The sequence below is a fragment of the Acinetobacter sp. S4400-12 genome (genome assembly GCF_024129495.1).
Lineage (GTDB): Bacteria > Pseudomonadota > Gammaproteobacteria > Pseudomonadales > Moraxellaceae > Acinetobacter > Acinetobacter lwoffii_C.
Map to the genome: position 1 here is coordinate 1 of NZ_JAMXYB010000018.1, position 22,601 is coordinate 22,601.

Here is a 22,601-nt window from a genome sequence, read left to right on the forward strand (position 1 = left end):
AGCCTTGTTTTATAACATTTTGTCTTGATAACCAATATGTTACAAATACAAGGCTTTTTTTTATACTCTTTTTTATATCGAACTCAGGTTACCTAGATCACAATATAAATGATAATGAGAATAAATATTATTTTCAAACTCTATAATTTCCAGCTATAATTTTCGTAATTTTGTATAAACCACTTTCATCTGACGCCCATGTTAAAAAAAATGTTTTTCCAAATCCACTGGTTTCTGGGGATTAGCGCTGGTTTGATCCTTTCCATCATGGGAGTCACTGGGGCTATTTATTCTTATGAGCAGCAAATCTTAAAATGGATAAATACTGACAGTTATGTGGTTCAGATACAAAATCAACCAAAACTAAGCCCGGCTGAGCTATATCTACGCTTCCAGCAAAACCAGCCTGAGGCCAAAATTAATAGCGTTACGGTGGCCAGCGATCCGGCTGCATCCAGCACAGTGAATATCGCCAAAGAAGGTGCACGACGCGGCCAGAATATTATGCTGAATCCCTACACGGCCGAAGCCCTGCCTGAGCTTAAAGGCCGTGAGTTCTTCCAGTTTGTTCAGCAGTTACACCGCTATTTAACATTGGGTCCATTCGGCAAGCAAATTACCGGTGCCTGTACCCTGATGCTCATCTTCTTCGTACTGTCCGGCCTGTATTTGCGTTGGCCCAAACGCCACTCAATTAAACAGTGGTTTCTGGTTAAGCCGAAGTTAAAAGGCCGAAATTTTATCTGGGATTTACATGCCGTAGTTGGAACTTGGGTAGTCATTTTCTACCTGCTGCTCGCATGCACCGGCCTGTACTGGTCGTATGACTGGTGGCGTAATGGCATGTTTAAAGTATTAGGAGTCGAGCGTCCTCAACCAACCATGCAGGCCAATGCCAATCAGGGTCGCAGTGGTAAAAATACTGAAAACACTCTGCCTCCAGAAACAACTGTGCAGATACTGGAGCAAAGCTGGATGGGTTTTAATACAGAATTCTCCGATAGATACTCGAGCGTGACGTTTACTCTTCCGAAAAAAGCCAATGGTAAAATAGAGTTGAGTTTCGTGGACCCGATCCCCCAGCATGAACGTGCGCGAAATACGGCAAGTTATCATTATTCTGATGCTAAGTTTTATGATGTCCAGCTCTATAAAGATAAAAAGTTAAATGAAAAAATCATGAGCAGTATGCTGCCCGTCCACCGGGGGAGCTTCTTTGGTCCGGTCTACCAGTTCTTAGTCATGCTGGCAGCTTTAACAATGCCTCTATTCTTCGTGACCGGCTGGATGCTGTATCTGAAACGCCGTAAACAGAAGAAACTGACGTTGGCTGCCCGTCAAAGTGCTAATGCCATTCCTTTAGATTCAAATACCACCCCCTGGCTGATTGCCTATGCTTCACAAACCGGTGTCTCCGAGCAGTTGGCCTGGCGTACCGCAACCGCCTTACAAGAAGCGCGTCAACCGGTTAAAGTTAAAACAGTACAGCAGTTAAGCCTGAGTGATCTGCAACAGGCTGAACAGGTGTTATTTGTTGCCAGCACCTATGGTACCGGCGAAGCACCGGATCTGGCTGCATCTTTTGAGAAAAAAATCCTGTCTGCAAAAACCGATCTCAGTCATCTCAGTTATGCAGTTCTGGCACTCGGCTCCCAGGAATATCCAGACACCTATTGCAGTTTTGGCCATCGTATTGATGCATGGCTGCAGCAGAATGCCGCCACACCATTATTCCCGACCATTGAAGTGGATAATGCCAATCATGAGCATATCCAGCAGTGGAATCAGGCACTGGCACAGGTCACGCAACTGGAATTACAAGCCATGCGCATTGACAAGACTTTTGATTCATGGACTTTGCATCAACGTGAGCTGCTCAATCCGGGCAGTCTGGGTGCGCCAGCCTTTAGTATTGAACTGACTCCTCAGCATGAAGCCATCTGGCAGGCAGGTGATATTGCCGAGATTCAGCCCGGCAATAGCCCTGAGCGGATTCAGGCCTTCCTTAATGAACATCAGATTGCAGCTGGTACACAGGTCCCATCTCTGCAACAAAGCATTGAACAGGCGCTTTGGGATCGTGACCTGACTCAAGCCAAGCCTTTTGACTCTCTGGAGCAGCTACTTGAGCAATTACCTGTTCTGCCTACCCGGGAATATTCGATTGCCAGCATTCCCAGCCAGCAGGTTTTACGCCTAGTGGTTCGTCAACAAAGCGATGCCCTAGGCCGCTTCGGTCTGGGATCAGGCTGGCTGACCGAGCATGCGCCGTTAGATACTTCAATTGCCTTACGTATCCGTAACAATGAATCCTTCCATCTGGTGGATGATAACCGTCCAATTATCTGTATTGGTAATGGTACTGGCATTGCCGGCCTACTCAGCCTGCTGAGCGCACGTAATCGTCAGGACTATACACAAAACTGGCTAATCTTCGGCGAGCGCCAGCGTGAACACGATTTCTTCTTTGCAGAAACGATTCAGGCATGGTTACAGATGGGCACACTGCAACGTCTGGATCTGGCCTTCTCTCGCGACCAGCCGGAAAAAGTCTATGTACATCATAAGCTGCGTGAACAGGCAGAAGAACTAAAAACCTGGATTGCTCAGGGTGCAGTGATTTATGTATGCGGTAGCATTAATGGCATGGCCAGTGATGTTGATCAAGCCTTGATCGAGATTCTCGGAGAAAGTAGTGTCGATCAATTACGCCAGGATGGTCGTTATCGTCGTGATGTGTATTAAAACGATATAAAATCAAAAAACCGGGCAAAGCTGTCCGGTTTTTTATTGCATACAGAGATGACAACTTAATCTGTTCTTAAACAATCAGGAAATAAAAATTTCCAGTCAACTTAAACACAGCCTGAGCTTGATCTTTACGGTGCTACTGCTCATGAACGGGGTCTGGACAGCCCCTCCCACTTTAAACAACTGTCCGGACAGCGCAGCAGCATATGTCCAGCCATATCCGGATAACTTGATGATTATCACGGGCGGACTCAGCTTTCAGGAAAAATATACCGAAGCTCAATGCATGGACCACTATCTGCGTACCACCTATCCACAGCTTCGCAATCAGATCATACCGGAAGACCGCAGCACCAGCACTGCACAGAATCTACTGTATTTACAAATAGTCTTAAAGCAGGATCTCAGACCCGACCGCCATTGTCACCAACGGTTTTCATACGCCACGCGCCCGTGCGATTGCCCGACATGAGGGCTATCAGCATGTCATCAACCTCAGTTCCACCATTCCCCTGTGTATTTGCTATCACTTCTGGTTAGGCGAATAGTTGGTGTTGATGAGTGGCTCTTCAATGGATATGAGGGTCTATTTAAAATAAATTCTAATGTAAACGGATCTGCCGCGGCAACGGCAGATCCAGATTTTTAAACAGTTCGGGTTTTTGTATATAGATCTGATAGAGATAATTTTTAATATCAAGCAGTAACTTTTCTGGCGCCACCAGAATATTTTGCCCTTCCGGAGTTAAATCCAGTGAAAGAATGGTCTTTTCCTGACGCAAAAAAGGAATGACTTTCTCAACAAAATCCTTGAGACTGATTTCCTGGACCTGATAATTGGCCCAGTTGTCTTTTATCAGCAGCCTGGCCAAACCCTTGCTTTGCCAGCTGGCAAAAGCCCGCTGTCCGGTCGGAGTCGCACAAAGTGCCCAGCCGTCTTGATAAAGTGCAAAAATGCCTGCATTGGCGACAATCGCTTCAATATACTGTTTATAGGCATATTTGGGATCGTAAGCAGAATTTTGGGTTTTTGAGGCGGCTTTGCGCTGATATGGATTTCTCATGGCCATGAAATCTTCAAATTATTATAGACTTTGGATTCTATGGAATAATCAGATTTTAGGCAAGAAAGATATGGTGGGCGCTGACGGGATCGAACCGCCGACATTCTGCTTGTAAGGCAGACGCTCTACCAACTGAGCTAAGCGCCCTGAGGAATAAAATAGCAGGGCTATTTTATGACGCAAGACCAACAAGTCTTGGTATGAATATCTTAAACTCAGGAATTTAAGCAGAATGATCTTAGGATGGCGCAGCGGACGGGGCTCGAACCCGCGACCCCCGGCGTGACAGGCCGGTATTCTAACCAACTGAACTACCGCTGCATCGCAAAAGAATCTGGTGGGCGCTGACGGGATCGAACCGCCGACATTCTGCTTGTAAGGCAGACGCTCTACCAACTGAGCTAAGCGCCCTGATAAAGAGTGTCAATCTTTAGTTTTATTAAATCTAAGCTCAGGGACCTAAATCTAATTTCTCTTGAGATGGCGCAGCGGACGGGGCTCGAACCCGCGACCCCCGGCGTGACAGGCCGGTATTCTAACCAACTGAACTACCGCTGCATCGCAAAAGAATCTGGTGGGCGCTGACGGGATCGAACCGCCGACATTCTGCTTGTAAGGCAGACGCTCTACCAACTGAGCTAAGCGCCCTCAAAAGGTCAATCATGTAAATGGCGCAGCGGACGGGGCTCGAACCCGCGACCCCCGGCGTGACAGGCCGGTATTCTAACCAACTGAACTACCGCTGCACTTACACAATGTCACTATTGCGGCAAACGAATATCAAGATCTTAAAGTGGCGCAGCGGACGGGGCTCGAACCCGCGACCCCCGGCGTGACAGGCCGGTATTCTAACCAACTGAACTACCGCTGCACTATAAGGTCTCAACGTGAAAGAAGCTTGGTGGGCGCTGACGGGATCGAACCGCCGACATTCTGCTTGTAAGGCAGACGCTCTACCAACTGAGCTAAGCGCCCTTTCTAAACGTCTTCATCGTTTGATGAGGTGCATTATAGAGAATCCTCACAGACTGTCAAACGCTTTTCTGACTGTTTTCCACTTTTTCAGTGTGAGTGATTAAAAAATAGGTTAATTGTTAAAAAAAACAATACTTTTTGTTTATTTTTTAAGTTTATAGCAAATTTCAAGTGCTTTCTGTGAGCAGCGATCTGCACTTTTTCAGCTCTTAAATGAAAATTTAGGCCAGCACTTACCGAAAACGTCAAGACTGCTGAAAGATTATACAGGGCCTCAAAACTCTTCAGGTGGTAATCCTGTAATTCAAACATTTTCAGTCTTTCTCTAGTTTTAATATTTTATGATCCAGTCCTGTTGCTAACTTTCCTTTCCCTATATTTCCTTCAGACCATCCAGCAGTGAATTTAACACTCAGGACTTATTCACCTGGTGAAAATAAGTGATATTTCATCTGATTTTATTCATTCATCTGTCTTACTTTTAAAGATTCAGGTTCAATCTCCAGCGGCTGTTCCGAAAGATAGACCAGTGCGTCTTCATTCACCAGACGAAACAGCTCTGCTATATCTGCATTGCGCATCCGGATACAGCCATGTGACCTCGGCGTACCCATTGGTTCTGAATCTGGTGTGCCATGAATATAGATATAACGCTGATAGGTATCGCAGCCTTCGCCCTGATTAAAGCCGGCTTCCAGACCACAAAGCCACAAAATACGGCTTAAAATCCAGTCCCGCTCAGGAAACTGGGCTGCCAGCTCAGCATCATAAATCTCACCCGTGGCCTGACGGGCAATAAATACACTGTTTAAAGGCATTTCCTGACCAAATTTTTCTACCACCTTATGCCAGCCACGCGGGGTCTTGCCACTATTTTCAGTTTCACCTATCCCGTTTTTTCCACTTGAAATCAGATAGCTTTTATTGAAGCGCGGCAAATGCAGTTTTTGCTGGGCTAAATCAATCAGAATTTCGGCCTGAGCCAGCTGTAACTTATTCATGACTTATCATTCTCGGTCTTTTTCTTGATTAAAGAAGATACGGAGGTAGCGATCTGCTCATGTTGCTGGCTCTCTGGCTGGGGTTCAGGACGGCGCCATAACCAAATAACCACAATCAGCAAGATGATATCAGTAAAGATTTTGACAGCGACAGGTGCTGGGGTCACCAGCATAATGATTCCACTGATCAGCATCATGATACTGGCCAACCATTTGGCCTTACGAGGCACCGTACCATTGGCTCGCCAGGCGCTAAGTGTAGGCCCATATTTTGGATGGTTAAGTAGCCATTCATCCATCTGTGGCCAACCTTTAGAAGCCGCCCAGGCAGCCAGAATTAAAAAGACTGTTGTTGGCATACCCGGCAAAAATGCACCGATAAAACCTAGGATCACAAACACCACCACTAGGCTTCGCCAAAACAACATTTTCATAAATCAGTCCCAACCCCGGAATTAGGGTAGTATAAAGTGTTTTTATCTGCTCTCCGTTATATTTCTGCACTTTCACAGGTCACGTGATGCCCTTTTCCCGTCTAAATCAAAATTTTGTAGAAACATGGCAATGCTATCAGCACCCTTTGGTACGACAACTGGCCTTCGCTGTCGGCAGCCCCAACATCCTGTCCGGACTCCCAGATGAGCTGACGATTGTGCATGGTTTTGAGCTACACAATAACCAGCACTGGCAGCAGCATCTACAGCACTATCATCCGCGCCTGAAATATCTAGATCAGCATCCACAAGAACTGGAAGATTTTGTCGGGCAACTGAAAAGCACCCGGCTCGGCCTGCGCTTTGAAATGCTGATCTGGTTCTGGTTATTGGATGATGCCTATCATCCTTACCAGCTTTTAGGACATAGTATTCAGAAAATTGACGGCGCCAAAACACTGGGTGAGCTGGATTTTTTAATGTTAAATAGCGATAGCGGTCTGGTTGAGCACTGGGAAATCGCCCTGAAATATTATCTGGCTGAGGCCGATTTCAGCCTGCCACACTGGTATGGCCTGAATCGCAGCGATACTTTAATCCGGAAAATGAAGCATTTTACCCAGAAACAGTTTCAGTTTACCGAGGCGCTTGGGCATCCTATCCAACAACGTTTTTGTGTGATTAAGGGCCAGCTTTATCTACCACTTCATCGTGCTGATCAGCCCCTGCCCGCATGGATAAATACTGGACGGCGTCTGGGTTTATGGGGACAGCAGATTCCCGATCCCAGCTCCGGTTTTTATCGTCTGCAACGACATGAATGGATTTATCCAAATGCTCAGCCGAGCAGTTTAAAGCCATATTGGTGGACAGATGGATTATATAAAAAAGCAGATCAAGAAGATTTTTATATGTACCGCAATCCCTTACTACTTCCTTTATCTACACATAAGTCACTATAAAACATTACATCTATTAACCGAAGCACTATGAAAACCTCATGTTTTTTAGAACATATATTTTCTAATCTAAGTTCCACATCATAATAATTTTATTATTGATTATATGGAGATGATGATGAAAAAAATTCTTGCTACTTCATTGCTAATGGCTTTTGTATTGACTGGTTGTAATACGTTCAAAGGTCTGGGAAAAGACGTTTCCAAAGCTGGAGATACTGTCACTAATACTGCGGAAAAAACGTCTGAAGAAATCCGTCACAATTAAGTTTTTTCAAGTACCAGGAAGCCCTATCTACGATAGGGTTTTTTTATATGGCATATTCACATTCCAGCTTATATTCCCCTATTATAGAAGCCATAAATTTACCCACTTAAGAATACCCTATGGACTCTTCTGCCACTCTAGACTTAAGCCTGCAACTGTTACGCCAGCCTTCTATTACCCCTCTGGATCATGACTGCCAGACGATCATGGCGGAACGTTTAAAGCAGATCGGCTTTCATATTGAAGCCATGCGCTTTGAAGATGTGGATAATATCTGGGCGCGTAAAGGAACAGAAGACCCAGTATTCTGCTTTGCTGGCCATACGGATGTGGTACCTACAGGAAATCTGGAAGCCTGGAACTCGGACCCATTTCAGCCAGAAATCCGTGATGGCAAGCTCTATGGTCGTGGCAGTGCAGATATGAAAACAGCGCTAGCTGCTATGGTGGTGGCCACTGAGCGTTTTGTAGCAAAATATCCAAATCATAAAGGCTCGATTGCCTATCTGATTACTTCAGATGAAGAAGGTCCCTCCATCAATGGTACGGTGAAAGTCATTGAAACGCTGGAGGCACGCAATGAAAAAATCACTTGGTGTCTGGTGGGCGAACCATCAAGCACACATCAACTCGGCGATATTATCAAAAATGGCCGTCGCGGTTCATTAAATGCCCATCTAACGGTTAAAGGCAAACAAGGCCATGTGGCTTATCCACAGCTTGCAGTGAATCCGATCCATACTGCCTCTCAAGCTATTGCAGAATTATGTAATACGGTCTGGGATCATGGCAATGCCTATTTCCCGGCTACTTCTTTCCAGATTTCCAATATCAATGCCGGTACGGGTGCAACCAATGTGGTACCGGGCAGCATGGAACTGCTGTTTAACTTCCGTTATTCCACCGAAGTGACTGCCGAAGAACTTAAGGCACGTACCTTTGAGATTCTGGACCGTCATGGGGTGGAGTATGACATTTCCTGGACATTGTCTGGCTTGCCATTTCTGACCCCGGTGGGCGAACTGGTAAATGCTGCCAAGAATGCCATTTTGAGTGTGAAAGGTCGTGAAGCCGAACTGTCTACCTCTGGTGGGACCTCGGACGGCCGCTTTATTGCCCCTACTGGAGCTCAGGTGCTGGAGCTTGGGGTACTGAACGCCACCATCCACCAGATCAATGAACATGTAGATATTGCCGATCTAGAGCCACTGGCTGAAATTTATGAGCAGATTCTGGTGAACTTACTGAGCCACTAAGCGCTAGATGAAGACATAAAAAAGGAACTCCGTAGAGTTCCTTTTTTATGTCTATATTCTTATAGACCGAGTGTAGCCTGAATATGTGCCATATTCGGGATATGGAATAACTGTTCTGCCATACGGACATACTGGAATACGGCAGGATCATGATCGGACTGCTCCGCATCCACCACTTCAGAAATACGTAAACGGATCGTTTTTGGCATTTCATTGCACATCAGGGCAAAACGCTGGTAGATTTCATCCCCTTCAATCACCAGGGCAACTCCCTGTTGCTGAGAAGGCTCATTCACCGCATAGACCGGCAGTTTGGCTTCATGCCACTCTACGGTTTTGACTTGGGTTGAACTATCCAGCGCTGACAAAACAATATTTTGCGGTAATAGCATCGGCGCTTTGCCGTGACAGTCAATAATATAAGCATCAATAAATCCGGTAGAGACCGTAATTAAATGCTGTAATTCCTGCTGACTAATCTGATCAGCCATCGTGCTGCTTAAGTTACTCTGACTCATCTATGACCCCTGTTGTACTGCAATGATTTCCTGAATATTCTCCAGCAACTCTGCTTCCTGGAACGGTTTACCCATATAGTGAGTAACCCCCAGACTGAACGCCCGTTCGCGATGTTTTTCACCGGTTCGCGATGTGATCATGATAATTGGCAGGTTACGGTGAATATCATGGTGACGAACTAGGTTGGTCACCTCGAAACCATCCATACGCGGCATCTCAATATCAAGCAGCATCAGATCCGGACGGATATTTTCAAGCTGCTCAATCGCATCGACACCATCTTTCGCCGTTACCACATCATAACCCTGACGCTCTAGCAGACGTGAAGTTACCTTACGCACTGTCACCGAATCATCCACAATCATCACCAGACGACGTGTATTTGAGTAGCGTGAACTATCACGATGATCTTGCAACTGTTTCAGACGCTGAGTGGTTTGAATCTGACGGGCAATATTCTGACCATCCAGAATCAGACAGACCTGACCATCACCAAGAATCGTTGCACCAGCCACTACGCCAATATTGGCAAACTGCTGACCCACTGGTTTCACGACAATCTGGGCACGTGAGCCGACCAGCTGATCAACCAGCAAGGCAATGGTCTGACCACTATTGCCTTTGATCAGCAGTACCGGAAGTGAATGACCGATATTGTTCAGACGTGGAATTGGCTGATTAGCAACAAATTCGGACAAAGAACGTAGCTTGTAATTTTCATTATCAATCTTGAAGTGGTCATCTTTACTATTAAAGTAAGTTTCCAGTGTTGACGGCGCAATACGGACAATACGGTCAATCTGGGCCAGTGGAATGGCATATTGCTGATCACCCACTTTCACCATCAGGGCATCGCTGACCGCCACTGTTGTAGGAACGCGAATGCTGAAGGTGGTTCCCTTGCCTAATTCGGATGTCACCGAGACATGACCGCCGAGCAGCTTGATCTGACTTTGTACGGCATCCAGCCCGACCCCACGACCGGAAATCTGGGTGACCGCTGTGGCAGTACTAAAGCCAGGATGGAAAATCAGCTGCAAGATTTCTTCCTGATCCAGCATCTGATCTTCTTTGATAAGACCCAGGCCAAGAGCCTTTTCCCGAATCTTTCCGGCATCAATGCCTTTACCGTCATCACTGAAGGAAACGATAACATCTGTTCCTTGGCGGCTAATATTTAATACAATAGCGCCCACTTCCGGCTTGTGCAGTGCAAGACGCTCAGCGCGATCTTCCAGACCATGGTCAATCGCATTACGCAGCATATGCTCAAATGGAGTCACCAGACGTTCCAGAATATTACGGTCCAATTCGCCTTCATTATTTTGTACGATTAATTCAGCAGGACGGCTCAAGCTGGTCGATGTCTGACGTACAATACGTTGCAAGCGCGGCAGCATGCGGTCAAATGGAACCAGACGGGTACGCATCAGGCTCTCCTGAATCTCGGCCTGAATCCGTGACTGTTGCAATAACAAGCCTTCAGTTTCCCTAATCTTGTCTGCCAGGGTACTTTTGAAATCCACCAAGTCAGATGCCGACTCCGCCAGAGATTTAGACAGCTGGTTCAAAGAAGAATATTGGTCCATTTCCAGTGGGTCAAAGTCTGCATAACGCGAGTTTTCTGAACCGTGTTTGGCAATAATCTGGGATTCCAGCTCACCTTCCATTCGGCGTAACTGATCAGCCAGACGCTTGATCGCAAGCTCCATCTCGTTCAGGGTATTGCCCAGCTGCCCCAAATCCATTTCGATACGGGAACGGTTAATCGCGTTCTCACCCGACAGGTCGATCATCTTCTCCACCAGATCGGCCGAGATACGGATCATCTCATTGCTGGTATCGCCCGTACCTGTATGCGCCCACTCACCCATCATCTGAGGTGGTTCAGTACCATCACCTTCTATAAATTCGAAACTAGGAACCGCAGCCAGATGTTCAGTTTTGGCCAGGTGTTCAGGCAATTGTGCCGTTACATCTACATACTGGATCTTTGCCAGACCGCTTTGAATCTGCTCAACATTGCTATAGTCGCGCTGGAAAATTGCCTGTTTTAGCCAGGCCAGCGTTTTTTGCAACAGGCCATCATACGCATTCGAGTTAAAATGATAGACTGCGAACTGCTCGAAAGTAGTTTCCAGCTCATAGGCAATGCTCGCAACCGTTTCATTGTCAATCATACGTGCGCCACCTTTAATACTGTGGGCGGCACGTTGTAATTGTAGTAACAAGCTACGGTCGCTACGCTGTTCAAACCATTGCTTCAGCAGTTTTTCTGCATTGTCGAGAACCTCTTCAGATTCTTCTAGGAAGCTTTCTTCAACGATAGATTTCAGCTCATCCTCTGCCGAAAGCTCGGCAGTAACTGCCACTACTTCAAGACCAGATTCTATTGCTGCCGGTTTTTCAGATATCAGCTCATCAGTGCTGTCATCAGCAGTTTCAACTATCAACTCATTTGCTAAATCACCCAGCGCATCAGCCTGCGCTGTATTCTTCAGCTCAACACTTGCTGGTACTCCCGTTTCAACAGGTGTCTCAACCGCCTGTCCTGCTGCCAGCGTCTGAATATTTTGCAGAATTGCAATTGCTTCAGGTGCCGGATAGTCAATGCCTTCATCACGCATCGCCTGGATACGGTCAGAAACGTTGTCCTGTACCAGACGAATCATCTGGATTAAGGCGGGAGTGACCTGAATTTGCTGGCGAATAATCCGCTCATAAATACTTTCCAGTTCATGCGCAATTGCACCAATATGTGACGCCATAATCATGTTTGCGCCCCCTTTCAAGGTATGCAAATGGCGCATCAGATTATTTAATGAAGCCGTGTCATTTTGTTTTTTGGTCCAGCTATTCAGGTCTTCATCAATACTGACCAACAATTCATCTGCTTCTTCCAGGAAAATATTCAGCAGGTCTTCATCAAAGTCACGCTGTGCCTCACTACTTTCAATCAGCTGACGGTCTGCGGCAATCCGCTGGCTTAATACAGCAAAATCCACACTCCCCGTAGTAGCAGCTTCAGCTAATGGCTCTGCTTGAGCGAACGTATTTTCTATCGGAGTTTCTGTACACTCATCCTTCAAGATTTCCAGATCCTGCTGTACAAATGCCGACAGTTCGCCCAGGGTCTTATGCACTTGTTCGCTTAAGATCACCCGCTGTCCCGCTGCCAGTGTATCGAACAGATGGATGAATTCCTGATGCGCCTGTGCAAACAGCTCATAAGCATAATTACTGCCGAGCAGTACCGGCTTTTCCAGTAAGGCATCATAGGCCAGTTTCAGATCAGCAGTAAACTCATGGATGCCAAGTGCTGCGCGATTATCGGTATGTGCAAGCAGTTCCGCTGCCTGCTGGCTTAAAGCCTGAATATATTCCGGATAATCCATCTGGGCACGTTTATCAAACTCAAACTCGGCATCCAGCAACAGATCAATATTCAGCTCAACCAGTTTGGAAACCAGACCTTGAGTTTCCGGACGATCTGCTTCACTGGCTGCATAGCCATAATCATCCCAAACCTTGATGAAAGTAGCATAGACCTTGTTCAGGGCTTCCTGCTCACTCTGGCCCAATAAATGCAAATAGTCACTGATAAATTCAGCATACTGGATCAATAAAGCCGTCTCTTTAGAGGTCGAAACGATTTCATCCTGTACCAGGGTTTTAAACAAATGTTCTACTTTGGAGCTGGCATCAAAAATCTGCTCGATTTGCGCCATGGATGAACTGCCACGTAAAGTATGAATGGCACGAATCAGGGCATTATAATCCTGAGTTTTTTCATCTTCATTGCCCAGGAATCTGGCAATTGTTTCAAGATGCTCTTCTGCTTCTTCAATAAAGATTGCGACAGTTTCATCAATATCATTCTGAGCCATCGTGTCCTGATTTTCAGCGGCCTGTTCTGGACTAAGTGAAGTACTATCAAGCTCGCTGCTGGAACTGTCTGCCAATTCAAGACCTGTGATCTGGCCTTCAGCCGTCAAGCTGTCTGCCAACTGCAAGAGTTCTTCTAGAGCTGGCTCAGGTGAAATTTGTTGTTGTAATTGTTGTCCCAACAGGATGACTGGGCGCAAATCAACATCCAGCTCCCGCACCTGCTTAAATTTTGGATATAAAACAAACTGGTAAATATTCAGTACAGCTTTGGCATATTGCTGAATCACCGGTGTTAGCTGAATCGAGCCTGAGAGGACCCGGTTTAAGCTATCCTCAACTGTCCACGCAATTTCCCCGGCTGTTTTTGCCCCTACCATCCGCCCTGAACCTTTCAGGGTATGAAAATGGCGACGAATCGTAGTCAGCGTCTCCTGCTGACCTGGATTGGCAAACCATTCTGGAAATAAAGCATTTAACTCAACGAAGATCTCTTCGATTTCTTCAACAAAGATTTCAAGAATTTCTGCATCTTGATCAAGATAACTATCTTCAGGAAGCGTTGTCGTTTCAACTAAATTTTTTAATATTTCTTTCATAGCTCATGCTTCTTACGTTGTGCCGCCAAGAAGGGCGCTCAAACTTAATTGTCATCGTCACGCGAGACCTAACGTTATGAAGTTAAGTACATCTTGTCGAGGCTTTATCTGTATGTCCCAATGTGCCTCAACCTAGATCAAGGCACATTTCCCCCATATGCTCTAACTTTATTCTGGCAGTTTAAAGTCAGATACAGATTCACGTAATGCATCGGCCATGTTTGCCAACTCAGAAACAGAGCGTGCTGTGTCAAAAGTTGCACTCGTGGTTTGCGACGTAATTTCCTGAACCACGTTCATCGTGGTCGCAATATGACCTGCAGAAGCAGACTGCAGTTTTGCTGCATCAGAAATGCTTGCAATCAGTTTTGCCAAGTTATTCGATACGGTTTGAATCTCGTCCAGTGCTACACCGGCGTCTTTAGACAGGTTCGCACCACGCACAACCTCGGCTGTGGTTTGTTCCATCGAAATTACCGCTTCGTTGGTATCGGTCTGAATCGTTTTCACCAGGCCTTCAATCTGCTTGGTTGCAGAGGCAGAACGTTCCGCAAGACGTTGTACTTCATCTGCGACAACCGCGAAACCACGACCGGCCTCACCTGCCATCGACGCTTGAATTGCAGCGTTCAAGGCGAGAATGTTGGTCTGGTCAGCAATATCGTTAATCAGGGCAACGATGTTACCAATTTCCTGTGAAGATTCACCCAGACGTTTAATACGCTTCGAGGTTTCCTGAATCTGTTCACGAATGGTGTCCATCCCCTCAATTGAGCGGTTTACAACGTCTGCACCATTGGCAGCAATTTGTACCGAACGTTCCGCAACCATGGCAGATTCTTCAGCGTTTGAAGATACCTGGTCAATCGACATTGCCATTTCGTTAATTGCAGCAGAAGCACCGGCAATTTCTTGGGCCTGGTGTTCAGAAGCTTCTGCTAACTGGTTGGTAATGCTTTGTGTGGTTGCCGTATATTGCGCTACTTCATGTGAAGTTTCGGTAATACGTGATACCAGATCACGTAACTGGTCAATCGCAAAGTTAATCGAGTCGGCAATCGCACCGGTAAAGTCTTCAGATACTGTCGCATATGAGCGTAAGTCACCATCTGCAAGGTCAGCAATCTCGTCCAGTAAACGTAGAATCGCATTCTGGTTACGGTCATATTCATCTTGCAGGCGTGTTACACGCTGTTTATCCGATGCTCCACGCAGGGATAGCAGTTTGAATACACAGATCAGGAAGCCAATCAATAACAGAATTAATAAAACCGCTGGAAGAATCGTTGTCAGACCAGCTTTGCTTGACAGCTTATTCAGATTATTCAGCAGCACGTCAGATTCGGTGAAAACCGCAGCAGAAGCTTGACGAACGTTGACAATTTGAGTCGAGTTTTTCAGGATCGTTGCAGACGCAGACTGTAGTACATCATCATATTCAGCCTTGATTCCTTCCAGAGATTCACGCAGGTTCGGATCATTGACACGTTCTACACCCAGTTCAGCAGAACCGTTCAATTGGGCATTCAAATAAGAACCAAAAGTTTCCGTATCGGCACTGAAGTCATCCGCTGATTCACGGGAACCATCGCTACCCGTCAATACCAAACTGATTGAACGCAAGATACGTTCTGCAATAAATACCTGGTTTTTCGCAATAACAACCTGGTTAGAAGGCATGTTCTGACGCGCCATCTGGTCAACCATCAGGTTATATTCTGCCTGAATTCCCGGGATGGCTTCACCAATCGCGATGTTAGTATCATACAGCTGGTTAATGATTTTTTGTTGCGATGCAATCAGGTCAATATTAGATGACATCTTGCTCCACTGTTGATTCACCGTGTCCAGTGCTTCATTGTCCGGGTGAATACTTTTCACTGTTTCCAGGTTTTCAGCAAACGCTTTTTGTGATTCGGTCAGGCTTTTCATCGCTTCAGGTGTTCCCGAAGCAGTGGCTTCTGTCGCCTGACGTGAAATCATTTGCGAAAGTAGGCGTAAATCACCCAGACTTTGAGTCAGCTGGTTGGTACGTGGCACGCTATAGAAAAGATATAGCAAGGTAATGAGTGCCGCGAGTAGACAGCCTATTGCCCCGTAAATAAGCGGCTTAGACTTTTCACTGTCACCAAATACACGTGATAACTGATCTGTTTGTGATTGAATCTTGGCTAAAAAAGCATTGCCACTTTTGCGGCTGGTACTTTCACCTGTATTCTTCTTTTTAAGTTTAAAGCCCATGCAGCTTCTCCCCGATTTACGCCTTTATTACTTTCGTGTGCGACGTTTAATTTATAAATTTTATTGACGCGTTCATAAATTTTGGATTTTGCAACAAACGACTGAATAAGAAGACATGCCATTGCTGGTTATGCTGGTGAAAAAATCCCTGACAGTAGTCTTGCAGGTTTTTATCCAATTCAGTGGTCTTAGAAAAGAAACTTTTCTTGTTAAAGTGTTGAATCCCCAAAACTTGATCAACGACCAAGCCGACATAATGGTCATTATGATGTATACATAATACTTTTTGAGTAGGCAAAAACTGACTGGCATGCCCCGAAACATATTGTGCCAGATCAGAAACAGACAACAGTCTTCCCCGGATATTCGCCAAACCCAACACCCAGGATTGTGTATTAGGAACTGGTGTATATTTTGGAGGATAGATCACTTCAGATACTTCCCCCAGCGGCGCAACAAAATATTGCCCCATCATCTCAAAAGCGATACCTGACCATCGGTTGACTTCATTTTCATTGGAAACGTAGTTTTTATTCCCCCGTTTCGCAATGCGAAGCAATTCGATAAATCCATTTGCTGCCATAGAGCTTATCCTGCATTGAGGTGTTGCTTAATCACATCAATTAATTGTTGTTCATCAACAGGCTTGGTCAAGTAGTCCGCAGCACCCTGCCGTTTACCCCAAACGCGGTCAGTGGCCTGATCCTTGGTACTTACGATCACAATCGGAATATGCTTGGTAGTTTCGCCACGCGCAATCTGACGGGTCGCCTGAAAGCCGTTTACCCCTGGCATTACTACATCCATCAGCACCAGATCAGGCAACTCTGCCTGCGCCATGGTGACACCATCGGCGCCATTGGCTGCTTCAATCACCTCAAAGCCATGTTTGCTAAGAATCTCTCTAAAGCGAAAGGTTTCTGTCGGTGAGTCATCTACAATTAAGATACGTGCCATGCCATTCCCCAAAAAAAATCAAATATTAAGCACTAATGTGGTTACGGATTGCGTTAAGCAATTCATCTTTACTGAAAGGTTTAGTTAAATATTCATCCGAACCGACAACACGACCTTTGGCCTGATCAAATAAACCGTCTTTACTCGAAAGCATAATCACAGGAATATTCTGATAGTTCTGTGAGTTTTTGATCAAGGCACAGGTTTGATAGCCATCCAGACGCGGCATCATGATATCGACAAAAACAATATCCGGATTGGCTTCTGCAATTTTAGACAATGCTTCAAAACCATCAACGGCAGTGACGACTTCATAGCCTTCGCGTTGCAGTAAAGTTTCTGCGGTACGGCGAATTGTTTTTGAGTCATCAATGACCATAACTTTTAAATTCTGGAATTTATCATCCATTTATTACCCCGTCCCCTTTTAGAAATGATATGCCATAAGGCTGATAGCATTATTTTATTACGATTCGCCAACATTTTTAACACAAACTTACTTATATTATCAATGAGCATTTTTTGTACAAGTTGGCAGAGTTTACAAATTACAAGAACTGCTTCACACTTTATTTATACTGGTGATTTTTTTTTGATTAACAGTGGTTTTTTATTGAAGAATTTGGGTCTAATATAACCATATTATTACTTTAAAATAAGTAATTTAGTCAACTTTAAATTTGGGGAGCCAATGATGGGTCAGTTTTCGGAAAAACTTGCTGTCATTGATAAAAATAAAATGACTGGCCAATTCATTCTTGTACTTGCCTTATTTACGCAGGTGAGCCTGAGCTATGCCAATACCCAGCAAAACCCACAAAAAGCCACCTGGTATCGCTATTATGACAGCAAAGGTGTGGCCAATATCAGCACCAATGTCACCCCCAATCATATTCATTATGGTTATGAAGCACTTGATCAGAATATGCAGGTGATTAAGCGCGCGCGCCCTTATAATGCCGAGCTGGATATCAAGCAGGCACCGCAACGTGCCCAGCAGGCAAAGCGTCTGGCCGAGGACCAGAAACTTAAACGTGCCTATAACAGCAGCCATATAGCCTCCCAGAAAAAGACCGAAGCCCTGAACCAGTTGAAAAAGCAGATTAACTTTCAACAGGAACAAATGAAGCAGTTACAAAAAGACCGGATCATGTTTGTACGTCAGGAACGTGAATATTTACGTAAAGGCAAAGCACCGCCTGCGGCTTTAAAAACCAGCCTGCAAAACAACCAGAAAAATCTCACTTTCCAAAAAGAGAATATTCAGTCTTTACAAAGTCGCTATCGAAACCTGGAAGCAGAATACGACAGAATTATTGCTCGTTTACAAGCACTTGAATAAACATATAAAACTTGTCGTTGCTTTTGGCGACCACAAGTATGAAGGACTCTTATGCAATCTGCACAGCCTCATCTTTTGGATATGCCCTCTCCGCGCTCAGTCTTGATGATGAGTGCACTTTGCTTAAATTTACTGCTACTTGGCTGTAGTCAAAATGAGTCAGCCCCACCAGCAACGACTCCCCAAACAATTGAACTGATTCCTCAAGATCTGGTGGCGGTGAAAGCCGGCAATTTAGTCCAGAAAACCGCTTTTACCGGTACAATTCGTGCCGTAAATCAAAGCAGCATTCAGGCCCAGGTCACAGCAACAGCTACCAGCGTCAATGCCCAAGTAGGTCAGACAGTGACCAAGGGGCAGCTTCTGGTCCGGTTAAACAATCAGGATAATGCAGCCCGTCTGGCTCAGGCACGTGCCAATCTGGCTGCGACTCAGGCGCAGGCCAATCAGGCCCGCACTATGATGCAGCGAAAGAAACGCCTGCTGGATCAGGGCTTTATTTCTCAGGTTGAATATGAGCAAAGCCAGGTAGACTACCGGGCCCAACTGGAAAATGTACACGCCCAGCAAGCCAATGTAGATATTGCTGAAAAGGCTGATCATGATGGAATAATCACCAGTCCTATGAACGGTGTAATTACTCAGCGTCAGGTTGAGCCTGGACAAACAGTCGCAGTAGGCCAAACCCTATTTGAAATTGTGGATCCGAATCAGGTGGAAATTCAAGCACGTGTACCGAGTGACATGCAGGCCAGCCTGCGCCCGGGTCATCGAATTGAATACCGGCTTCAAGGCAATCCGGATCAGCTCACCGCAGTCATTAGCCGGGTCTCCCCGATTGCCGATCAGGCCAGTCGCCAGATCGAATTCTTTGCAGCTCCGAATGAAAGCATCTCTTCTTTAAGTATTGGTTCTTTTGTTGATGGCTCTATTTTAAGCTCGCAGCAACTGTCAGGACAAATACTTCCTCTGGATACCATCCAGAATATTCAAAACCAGCCCTTTGTCTGGGTAATTCGTCAAAACAAGATCAAGCGAGTCAATATAGAGATATTGGAGCAACGCTATAACGATAATATCGCCGTGATCAGAGGCTTGAAAACAGGCGATCAGGTCAGTCGTATTGCTTTTACCGAAGCAGATCTGAATAAGGCCGTGACTTTGGGTTCTCCCTAATCTGACAGGATTATTACTATGTGGTTTACCCGAATCAGTGTGAAATACCCAGTCTTCACCATCATGATGATGTTCTGTTTGATGGTACTGGGGCTGGCTTCTTGGCAACGGATGGGCGTAGAGGAGTTCCCGGATGTCGACTTTCCGTTTGTGGTGGTATATACCACTTATCCGGGTGCATCTCCTGAAACGGTTGAATCAGAAATTACCAAAAAACTTGAGGATCAGATCAATACCATTTCTGGTTTAAAACAGGTAATTTCCCAATCTAGTGAAGGCTTGTCGATGATCACGGCCGAATTCAATCTGGATATTCCCTCCACCACAGCCGCTCAGGATGTGCGGGACAAAATTGCGTCGGTAACAGCCGAATTTCGTGATGAAATTCAGGAACCGGTAGTCGAGCGCTATGACCCGACAGCGAATGCCATCATGTCGATTGTCTTCAAGTCAGACAATATGGACTTAAAAGCCCTCAGCTCTTACTTAGATCAGCGGATTGTGCCACAGCTGCGCACCGTTCCCGGCGTAGGCACTGTGAACCTGCTCGGTGATGCACAACGTCAAATCCGGATTCAGGTTGAACCTGAAAAACTGCGTGCTTTCGGGATTGGGGTAGACAGTGTGATAAATACCCTTAAAGCTGAGAATATTGAGGTGCCGGGTGGTACTTTAAAATCTGGCAATTCTGAACTGGTGATTGAGATCAACTCTAAAGTCCTGCATCCCCTGGCCTTTGGAGATTTAATTGTTGCTAACAAAAATGGCGCGCCCATCTTCCTGAAACAGATTGCACAAATTGAAGACAGTCAGGCTGAGCTTGAAACAGGGGCTTTTCTGGATGGCAAGGCTGCCGTCGCCATTGATATTTTGCGTAGCTCGGACGCCAATGTAATTGAGGTCGTGGATCAAACCTATAAGACGCTGGAAAGCATCAAAACTCAATTACCCTCGGGCACCAGTTTGGAAGTCGTGGTAGATGCTTCGAAAAGTATTCGTGGCACGATTAGCGATGTGGCGCGTACCATCATTGAAGGCGCTGTGCTTGCGGTATTGATTGTCCTGCTATTCTTAGGTTCATTCCGTTCGACCATGATTACCGGCCTGACCTTGCCGATTGCCCTGTTAGGTACTCTGACTTTTATCTGGGCCTTTGGCTTTACCATCAATATGATGACCTTATTGGCTCTCTCCCTCAGTATTGGTCTGCTGATTGATGATGCGATTGTGGTACGGGAAAATATTGTCCGACATGCCGATATGGGCAAAGATCATGTTACCGCAGCCCTGGAAGGTACCCAAGAAATCGGCCTTGCTGTTCTGGCTACGACATTGACCATTGTTGCAGTCTTTCTGCCTGTCGCCTTTATGGGCGGGATTATTGGACGTTTTTTCTATCAGTTTGGGGTGACAGTCAGCACCGCCGTTCTCATTTCCATGTTTGTCAGTTTTACGCTCGATCCGATGCTTTCTGCGCATTGGGCAGAAAAGCAAAAAGATCCGAACAAACATCCTGGAGCAGTTAAACGCTTTTTCATGTGGATTTCACATCACCTGGACAATTTAAGCCAGGTCTATGAAAAACTGCTCAAGCTGGCTCTGCGCTTCAGGCTGCTTACGCTCCTGATTGCGTTCGCTTCTCTGGTCGGTGCATTCGGACTGTCCAAACTGATCGGCACTGAATTTGTACCCGTCCCCGACAAAGGTGAAATCCGCATCAAATTTGAAACTCCGGTCGACGCCTCTCTTGAATATTCACAAGCCAAGCTGCAACAAGTAGATGCTATTATTCGTCAGCATCCGGATGTGCGTGCGACCTATGGCGTGATTAACGGTGTCACCGACCGCGGTAAAAACCATGTCAGTCTGCGTGTAAGCGTTACCCCACGCACTGAACGCGAAAAAACACTGACTGATTTAAATAATGAATTCCGTCATCGCCTGCAATCGGTGGCCGGTATTATGGTTACCTCGGTGGCTTCTGCCGATGAAACCGTATCTGGCGGTCAAAAGCCAATTATGATTTCAATTAAAGGGCCTGAACTGAGTGAATTACAGAAAATTTCTGATCGATTTATGCAGGAAATGACTAAAATCGAGGGTATTGTCGATTTAGAGTCCTCCTTAAAAGCCCCTAAACCAACTTTAAACATACAGGTTAATCGTGTTCTGGCCAGTGATCTCGGTTTATCAGTCAACCAGATTGCCAATGTCGTCCGTCCTCTGATTGCTGGTGATGACGTCACTACCTGGCAAGATGAACAAGGTGAAACCTATGATGTCAACTTGCGTCTCACTGAAGACCAACGTACGCTTCCAGGTGATTTACAGAACATGTACATCACTTCAAATAAAACTGATGCTGCGGGGCAACCGATCCTGATTCCGCTATCCAGCGTGGCAAATTTTGAGGAAAAACTTGGCGCTTCACAGATTAACCGGCGTGATCTGGCACGTGAAGTACTGGTTGAAGCCAATACTGCCGGCCGACCTGCGGGCGACATCGGCTCGGATATAGAAAAACTGCAAGCCAGTTTCGAGCTTCCTCCTGGTTATAGCTTCGACACTCAAGGCTCAAATGCCGATATGGCTGAGTCTGCCGGCTATGCCCTAACCGCAATTACCTTATCGATCGTATTTATTTATATTGTGTTGGGTTCGCAGTTCAACAGTTTTATTCATCCCGCCGCCATTATGGCCTCCCTGCCTTTATCACTGGTCGGAGTATTTTTAGCCCTTTTCCTGTTTAACTCGACCATGAACCTGTTCTCGATCATTGGCATTATCATGTTAATGGGCTTGGTCACCAAGAATGCGATTCTGCTGATTGACTTTATTAAAAAGGCAATGGACCGGGGAGAAGAGCGTTATGCTGCCATTATTGCAGCCGGTAAAACCCGTTTACGTCCTATTCTGATGACCACCAGTGCCATGGTCATGGGTATGGTACCGCTTGCACTTGGACTAGGCGAAGGTGGAGAGCAAAGTGCGCCTATGGCACATGCAGTCATTGGCGGAGTCATTACCTCGACCCTGCTTACCTTGGTTGTAGTACCGGTAATTTTCACCTACCTGGATGATTTAAAGAATTTTATGCTGCGCCATCTGCGTAAAATCATGTCATAATTTAAATCACAAGCATGAGGTGATATTCAAAAATGATCACCTCATTTT

The 22,601-nt window shown here is 45.8% G+C and carries 17 protein-coding genes and 8 tRNA genes; 8 read left to right on the forward strand and 17 right to left on the reverse strand.

The window, feature by feature from the left end; all coding sequences use genetic code 11:
- Positions 1-198: 198 nt before the first annotated feature.
- Positions 199-2,745, forward strand: a complete 2,547-nt coding sequence (locus NI461_RS08655; protein WP_151204730.1) for a sulfite reductase flavoprotein subunit alpha — start codon at positions 199-201, stop codon at positions 2,743-2,745.
- A 151-nt stretch (positions 2,746-2,896) separates the two neighbouring features.
- On the forward strand, positions 2,897-3,223 hold the full coding sequence (locus tag NI461_RS14295; RefSeq protein ID WP_151204729.1) for an ElyC/SanA/YdcF family protein: 327 nt from the start codon (positions 2,897-2,899) through the stop codon (positions 3,221-3,223).
- A 130-nt stretch (positions 3,224-3,353) separates the two neighbouring features.
- Here NI461_RS14295 and NI461_RS08660 read toward each other — a convergent pair whose 3' ends face one another.
- The 11 genes from NI461_RS08660 to NI461_RS08710 all read right to left on the reverse strand — a co-directional run bounded on the left by NI461_RS08660 (position 3,354) and on the right by NI461_RS08710 (position 6,225).
- Positions 3,354-3,815, reverse strand: coding sequence for a DUF2750 domain-containing protein (locus tag NI461_RS08660; RefSeq protein ID WP_151204728.1), 462 nt, complete (start codon positions 3,813-3,815; stop codon positions 3,354-3,356).
- A 71-nt stretch (positions 3,816-3,886) separates the two neighbouring features.
- Positions 3,887-3,962, reverse strand: a tRNA-Val gene (locus NI461_RS08665).
- Positions 3,963-4,059: 97 nt separating this feature from the next.
- A tRNA-Asp gene (locus NI461_RS08670) sits at positions 4,060-4,136 on the reverse strand.
- A 14-nt stretch (positions 4,137-4,150) separates the two neighbouring features.
- A tRNA-Val gene (locus NI461_RS08675) sits at positions 4,151-4,226 on the reverse strand.
- A 70-nt stretch (positions 4,227-4,296) separates the two neighbouring features.
- Positions 4,297-4,373: transfer RNA gene (locus NI461_RS08680), tRNA-Asp, on the reverse strand.
- Between the two features lie 14 nt (positions 4,374-4,387).
- A tRNA-Val gene (locus tag NI461_RS08685) sits at positions 4,388-4,463 on the reverse strand.
- A 21-nt stretch (positions 4,464-4,484) separates the two neighbouring features.
- A tRNA-Asp gene (locus NI461_RS08690) sits at positions 4,485-4,561 on the reverse strand.
- A 48-nt stretch (positions 4,562-4,609) separates the two neighbouring features.
- A tRNA-Asp gene (locus tag NI461_RS08695) sits at positions 4,610-4,686 on the reverse strand.
- 28 nt (positions 4,687-4,714) lie between these two features.
- Positions 4,715-4,790, reverse strand: a tRNA-Val gene (locus NI461_RS08700).
- Between the two features lie 458 nt (positions 4,791-5,248).
- Positions 5,249-5,791, reverse strand: a complete 543-nt coding sequence (elsL, locus tag NI461_RS08705) for a cell wall-recycling L,D-carboxypeptidase ElsL (RefSeq protein WP_253157055.1) — start codon at positions 5,789-5,791, stop codon at positions 5,249-5,251.
- A complete protein-coding gene (locus tag NI461_RS08710; protein ID WP_253157057.1) occupies positions 5,788-6,225 on the reverse strand; it encodes a YbaN family protein in 438 nt (145 codons plus the stop codon). The genes elsL and NI461_RS08710 overlap by 4 nt, the downstream gene beginning before the upstream one ends.
- An 86-nt stretch (positions 6,226-6,311) precedes the next feature.
- On the opposite strand from NI461_RS08710, the gene NI461_RS08715 reads away from it, so the two are divergent.
- The 3 genes from NI461_RS08715 to dapE all read left to right on the forward strand — a co-directional run bounded on the left by NI461_RS08715 (position 6,312) and on the right by dapE (position 8,708).
- Positions 6,312-7,187 (forward strand): DUF1853 family protein, encoded by an 876-nt coding sequence (locus NI461_RS08715; protein WP_253157059.1) that lies wholly within the window; start codon positions 6,312-6,314, stop codon positions 7,185-7,187.
- Between the two features lie 115 nt (positions 7,188-7,302).
- Positions 7,303-7,452, forward strand: a complete 150-nt coding sequence (locus NI461_RS08720) for an entericidin A/B family lipoprotein (RefSeq protein ID WP_151204724.1) — start codon at positions 7,303-7,305, stop codon at positions 7,450-7,452.
- A gap of 119 nt (positions 7,453-7,571) precedes the next feature.
- Positions 7,572-8,708, forward strand: coding sequence for a succinyl-diaminopimelate desuccinylase (dapE, locus tag NI461_RS08725; RefSeq protein WP_253157061.1), 1,137 nt, complete (start codon positions 7,572-7,574; stop codon positions 8,706-8,708).
- Positions 8,709-8,767: 59 nt separating this feature from the next.
- Here dapE and NI461_RS08730 read toward each other — a convergent pair whose 3' ends face one another.
- The 6 genes from NI461_RS08730 to pilG form a co-directional block, all read right to left on the reverse strand.
- Positions 8,768-9,226 (reverse strand): hypothetical protein, encoded by a 459-nt coding sequence (locus NI461_RS08730; protein ID WP_151204722.1) that lies wholly within the window; start codon positions 9,224-9,226, stop codon positions 8,768-8,770.
- Positions 9,227-13,711 carry an Hpt domain-containing protein gene (locus tag NI461_RS08735; RefSeq protein ID WP_253157063.1) on the reverse strand — a complete coding sequence of 1,495 codons (4,485 nt, stop codon included), beginning with the start codon at positions 13,709-13,711 and terminating at the stop codon, positions 9,227-9,229.
- 168 nt (positions 13,712-13,879) lie between these two features.
- Complete coding sequence (locus NI461_RS08740) at positions 13,880-15,952, reverse strand: methyl-accepting chemotaxis protein (RefSeq protein WP_151204720.1); 2,073 nt, start codon at positions 15,950-15,952, stop codon at positions 13,880-13,882.
- Between the two features lie 46 nt (positions 15,953-15,998).
- Entirely contained in the window at positions 15,999-16,535 is a 537-nt protein-coding gene (locus NI461_RS08745; RefSeq protein WP_151204719.1) for a chemotaxis protein CheW, read from the reverse strand.
- Positions 16,536-16,540: 5 nt separating this feature from the next.
- Complete coding sequence (locus NI461_RS08750; protein WP_151204718.1) at positions 16,541-16,909, reverse strand: response regulator; 369 nt, start codon at positions 16,907-16,909, stop codon at positions 16,541-16,543.
- Between the two features lie 25 nt (positions 16,910-16,934).
- Complete coding sequence (pilG, locus tag NI461_RS08755; RefSeq protein ID WP_004784987.1) at positions 16,935-17,318, reverse strand: twitching motility response regulator PilG; 384 nt, start codon at positions 17,316-17,318, stop codon at positions 16,935-16,937.
- A 285-nt stretch (positions 17,319-17,603) separates the two neighbouring features.
- On the opposite strand from pilG, the gene NI461_RS08760 reads away from it, so the two are divergent.
- Genes NI461_RS08760 through NI461_RS08770 form a run of 3 tightly spaced genes read left to right on the forward strand, consistent with a single transcriptional unit; the run spans position 17,604 to position 22,553 of the window.
- Positions 17,604-18,251 carry a hypothetical protein gene (locus tag NI461_RS08760; protein WP_253157065.1) on the forward strand — a complete coding sequence of 216 codons (648 nt, stop codon included), beginning with the start codon at positions 17,604-17,606 and terminating at the stop codon, positions 18,249-18,251.
- Positions 18,252-18,302: 51 nt separating this feature from the next.
- A complete protein-coding gene (locus tag NI461_RS08765) occupies positions 18,303-19,427 on the forward strand; it encodes an efflux RND transporter periplasmic adaptor subunit (RefSeq protein WP_253157067.1) in 1,125 nt (374 codons plus the stop codon).
- Between the two features lie 18 nt (positions 19,428-19,445).
- Positions 19,446-22,553: an efflux RND transporter permease subunit gene (locus tag NI461_RS08770; RefSeq protein ID WP_253157069.1), complete on the forward strand. Its 3,108-nt coding sequence runs from the start codon at positions 19,446-19,448 to the stop codon at positions 22,551-22,553.
- The last annotated feature ends 48 nt before the right edge of the window (positions 22,554-22,601 follow it).

Bases quoted from the DNA above. Each gene is read 5' to 3' on its own strand.
- NI461_RS08655 (WP_151204730.1), top strand. From the start codon at position 199: ATGTTAAAAAAAATGTTTTTCCAAATCCACTGGTTTCTGGGGATTAGC.
- NI461_RS14295 (WP_151204729.1), top strand. From the start codon at position 2,897: ATGAACGGGGTCTGGACAGCCCCTCCCACTTTAAACAACTGTCCGGAC.
- NI461_RS08660 (WP_151204728.1), bottom strand. From the start codon at position 3,815: ATGAGAAATCCATATCAGCGCAAAGCCGCCTCAAAAACCCAAAATTCT.
- elsL (WP_253157055.1), bottom strand. From the start codon at position 5,791: ATGAATAAGTTACAGCTGGCTCAGGCCGAAATTCTGATTGATTTAGCC.
- NI461_RS08710 (WP_253157057.1), bottom strand. From the start codon at position 6,225: ATGAAAATGTTGTTTTGGCGAAGCCTAGTGGTGGTGTTTGTGATCCTA.
- NI461_RS08715 (WP_253157059.1), top strand. From the start codon at position 6,312: ATGCCCTTTTCCCGTCTAAATCAAAATTTTGTAGAAACATGGCAATGC.
- NI461_RS08720 (WP_151204724.1), top strand. From the start codon at position 7,303: ATGAAAAAAATTCTTGCTACTTCATTGCTAATGGCTTTTGTATTGACT.
- dapE (WP_253157061.1), top strand. From the start codon at position 7,572: ATGGACTCTTCTGCCACTCTAGACTTAAGCCTGCAACTGTTACGCCAG.
- NI461_RS08730 (WP_151204722.1), bottom strand. From the start codon at position 9,226: ATGAGTCAGAGTAACTTAAGCAGCACGATGGCTGATCAGATTAGTCAG.
- NI461_RS08735 (WP_253157063.1), bottom strand. From the start codon at position 13,711: ATGAAAGAAATATTAAAAAATTTAGTTGAAACGACAACGCTTCCTGAA.
- NI461_RS08740 (WP_151204720.1), bottom strand. From the start codon at position 15,952: ATGGGCTTTAAACTTAAAAAGAAGAATACAGGTGAAAGTACCAGCCGC.
- NI461_RS08745 (WP_151204719.1), bottom strand. From the start codon at position 16,535: ATGGCAGCAAATGGATTTATCGAATTGCTTCGCATTGCGAAACGGGGG.
- NI461_RS08750 (WP_151204718.1), bottom strand. From the start codon at position 16,909: ATGGCACGTATCTTAATTGTAGATGACTCACCGACAGAAACCTTTCGC.
- pilG (WP_004784987.1), bottom strand. From the start codon at position 17,318: ATGGATGATAAATTCCAGAATTTAAAAGTTATGGTCATTGATGACTCA.
- NI461_RS08760 (WP_253157065.1), top strand. From the start codon at position 17,604: ATGGGTCAGTTTTCGGAAAAACTTGCTGTCATTGATAAAAATAAAATG.
- NI461_RS08765 (WP_253157067.1), top strand. From the start codon at position 18,303: ATGCAATCTGCACAGCCTCATCTTTTGGATATGCCCTCTCCGCGCTCA.
- NI461_RS08770 (WP_253157069.1), top strand. From the start codon at position 19,446: ATGTGGTTTACCCGAATCAGTGTGAAATACCCAGTCTTCACCATCATG.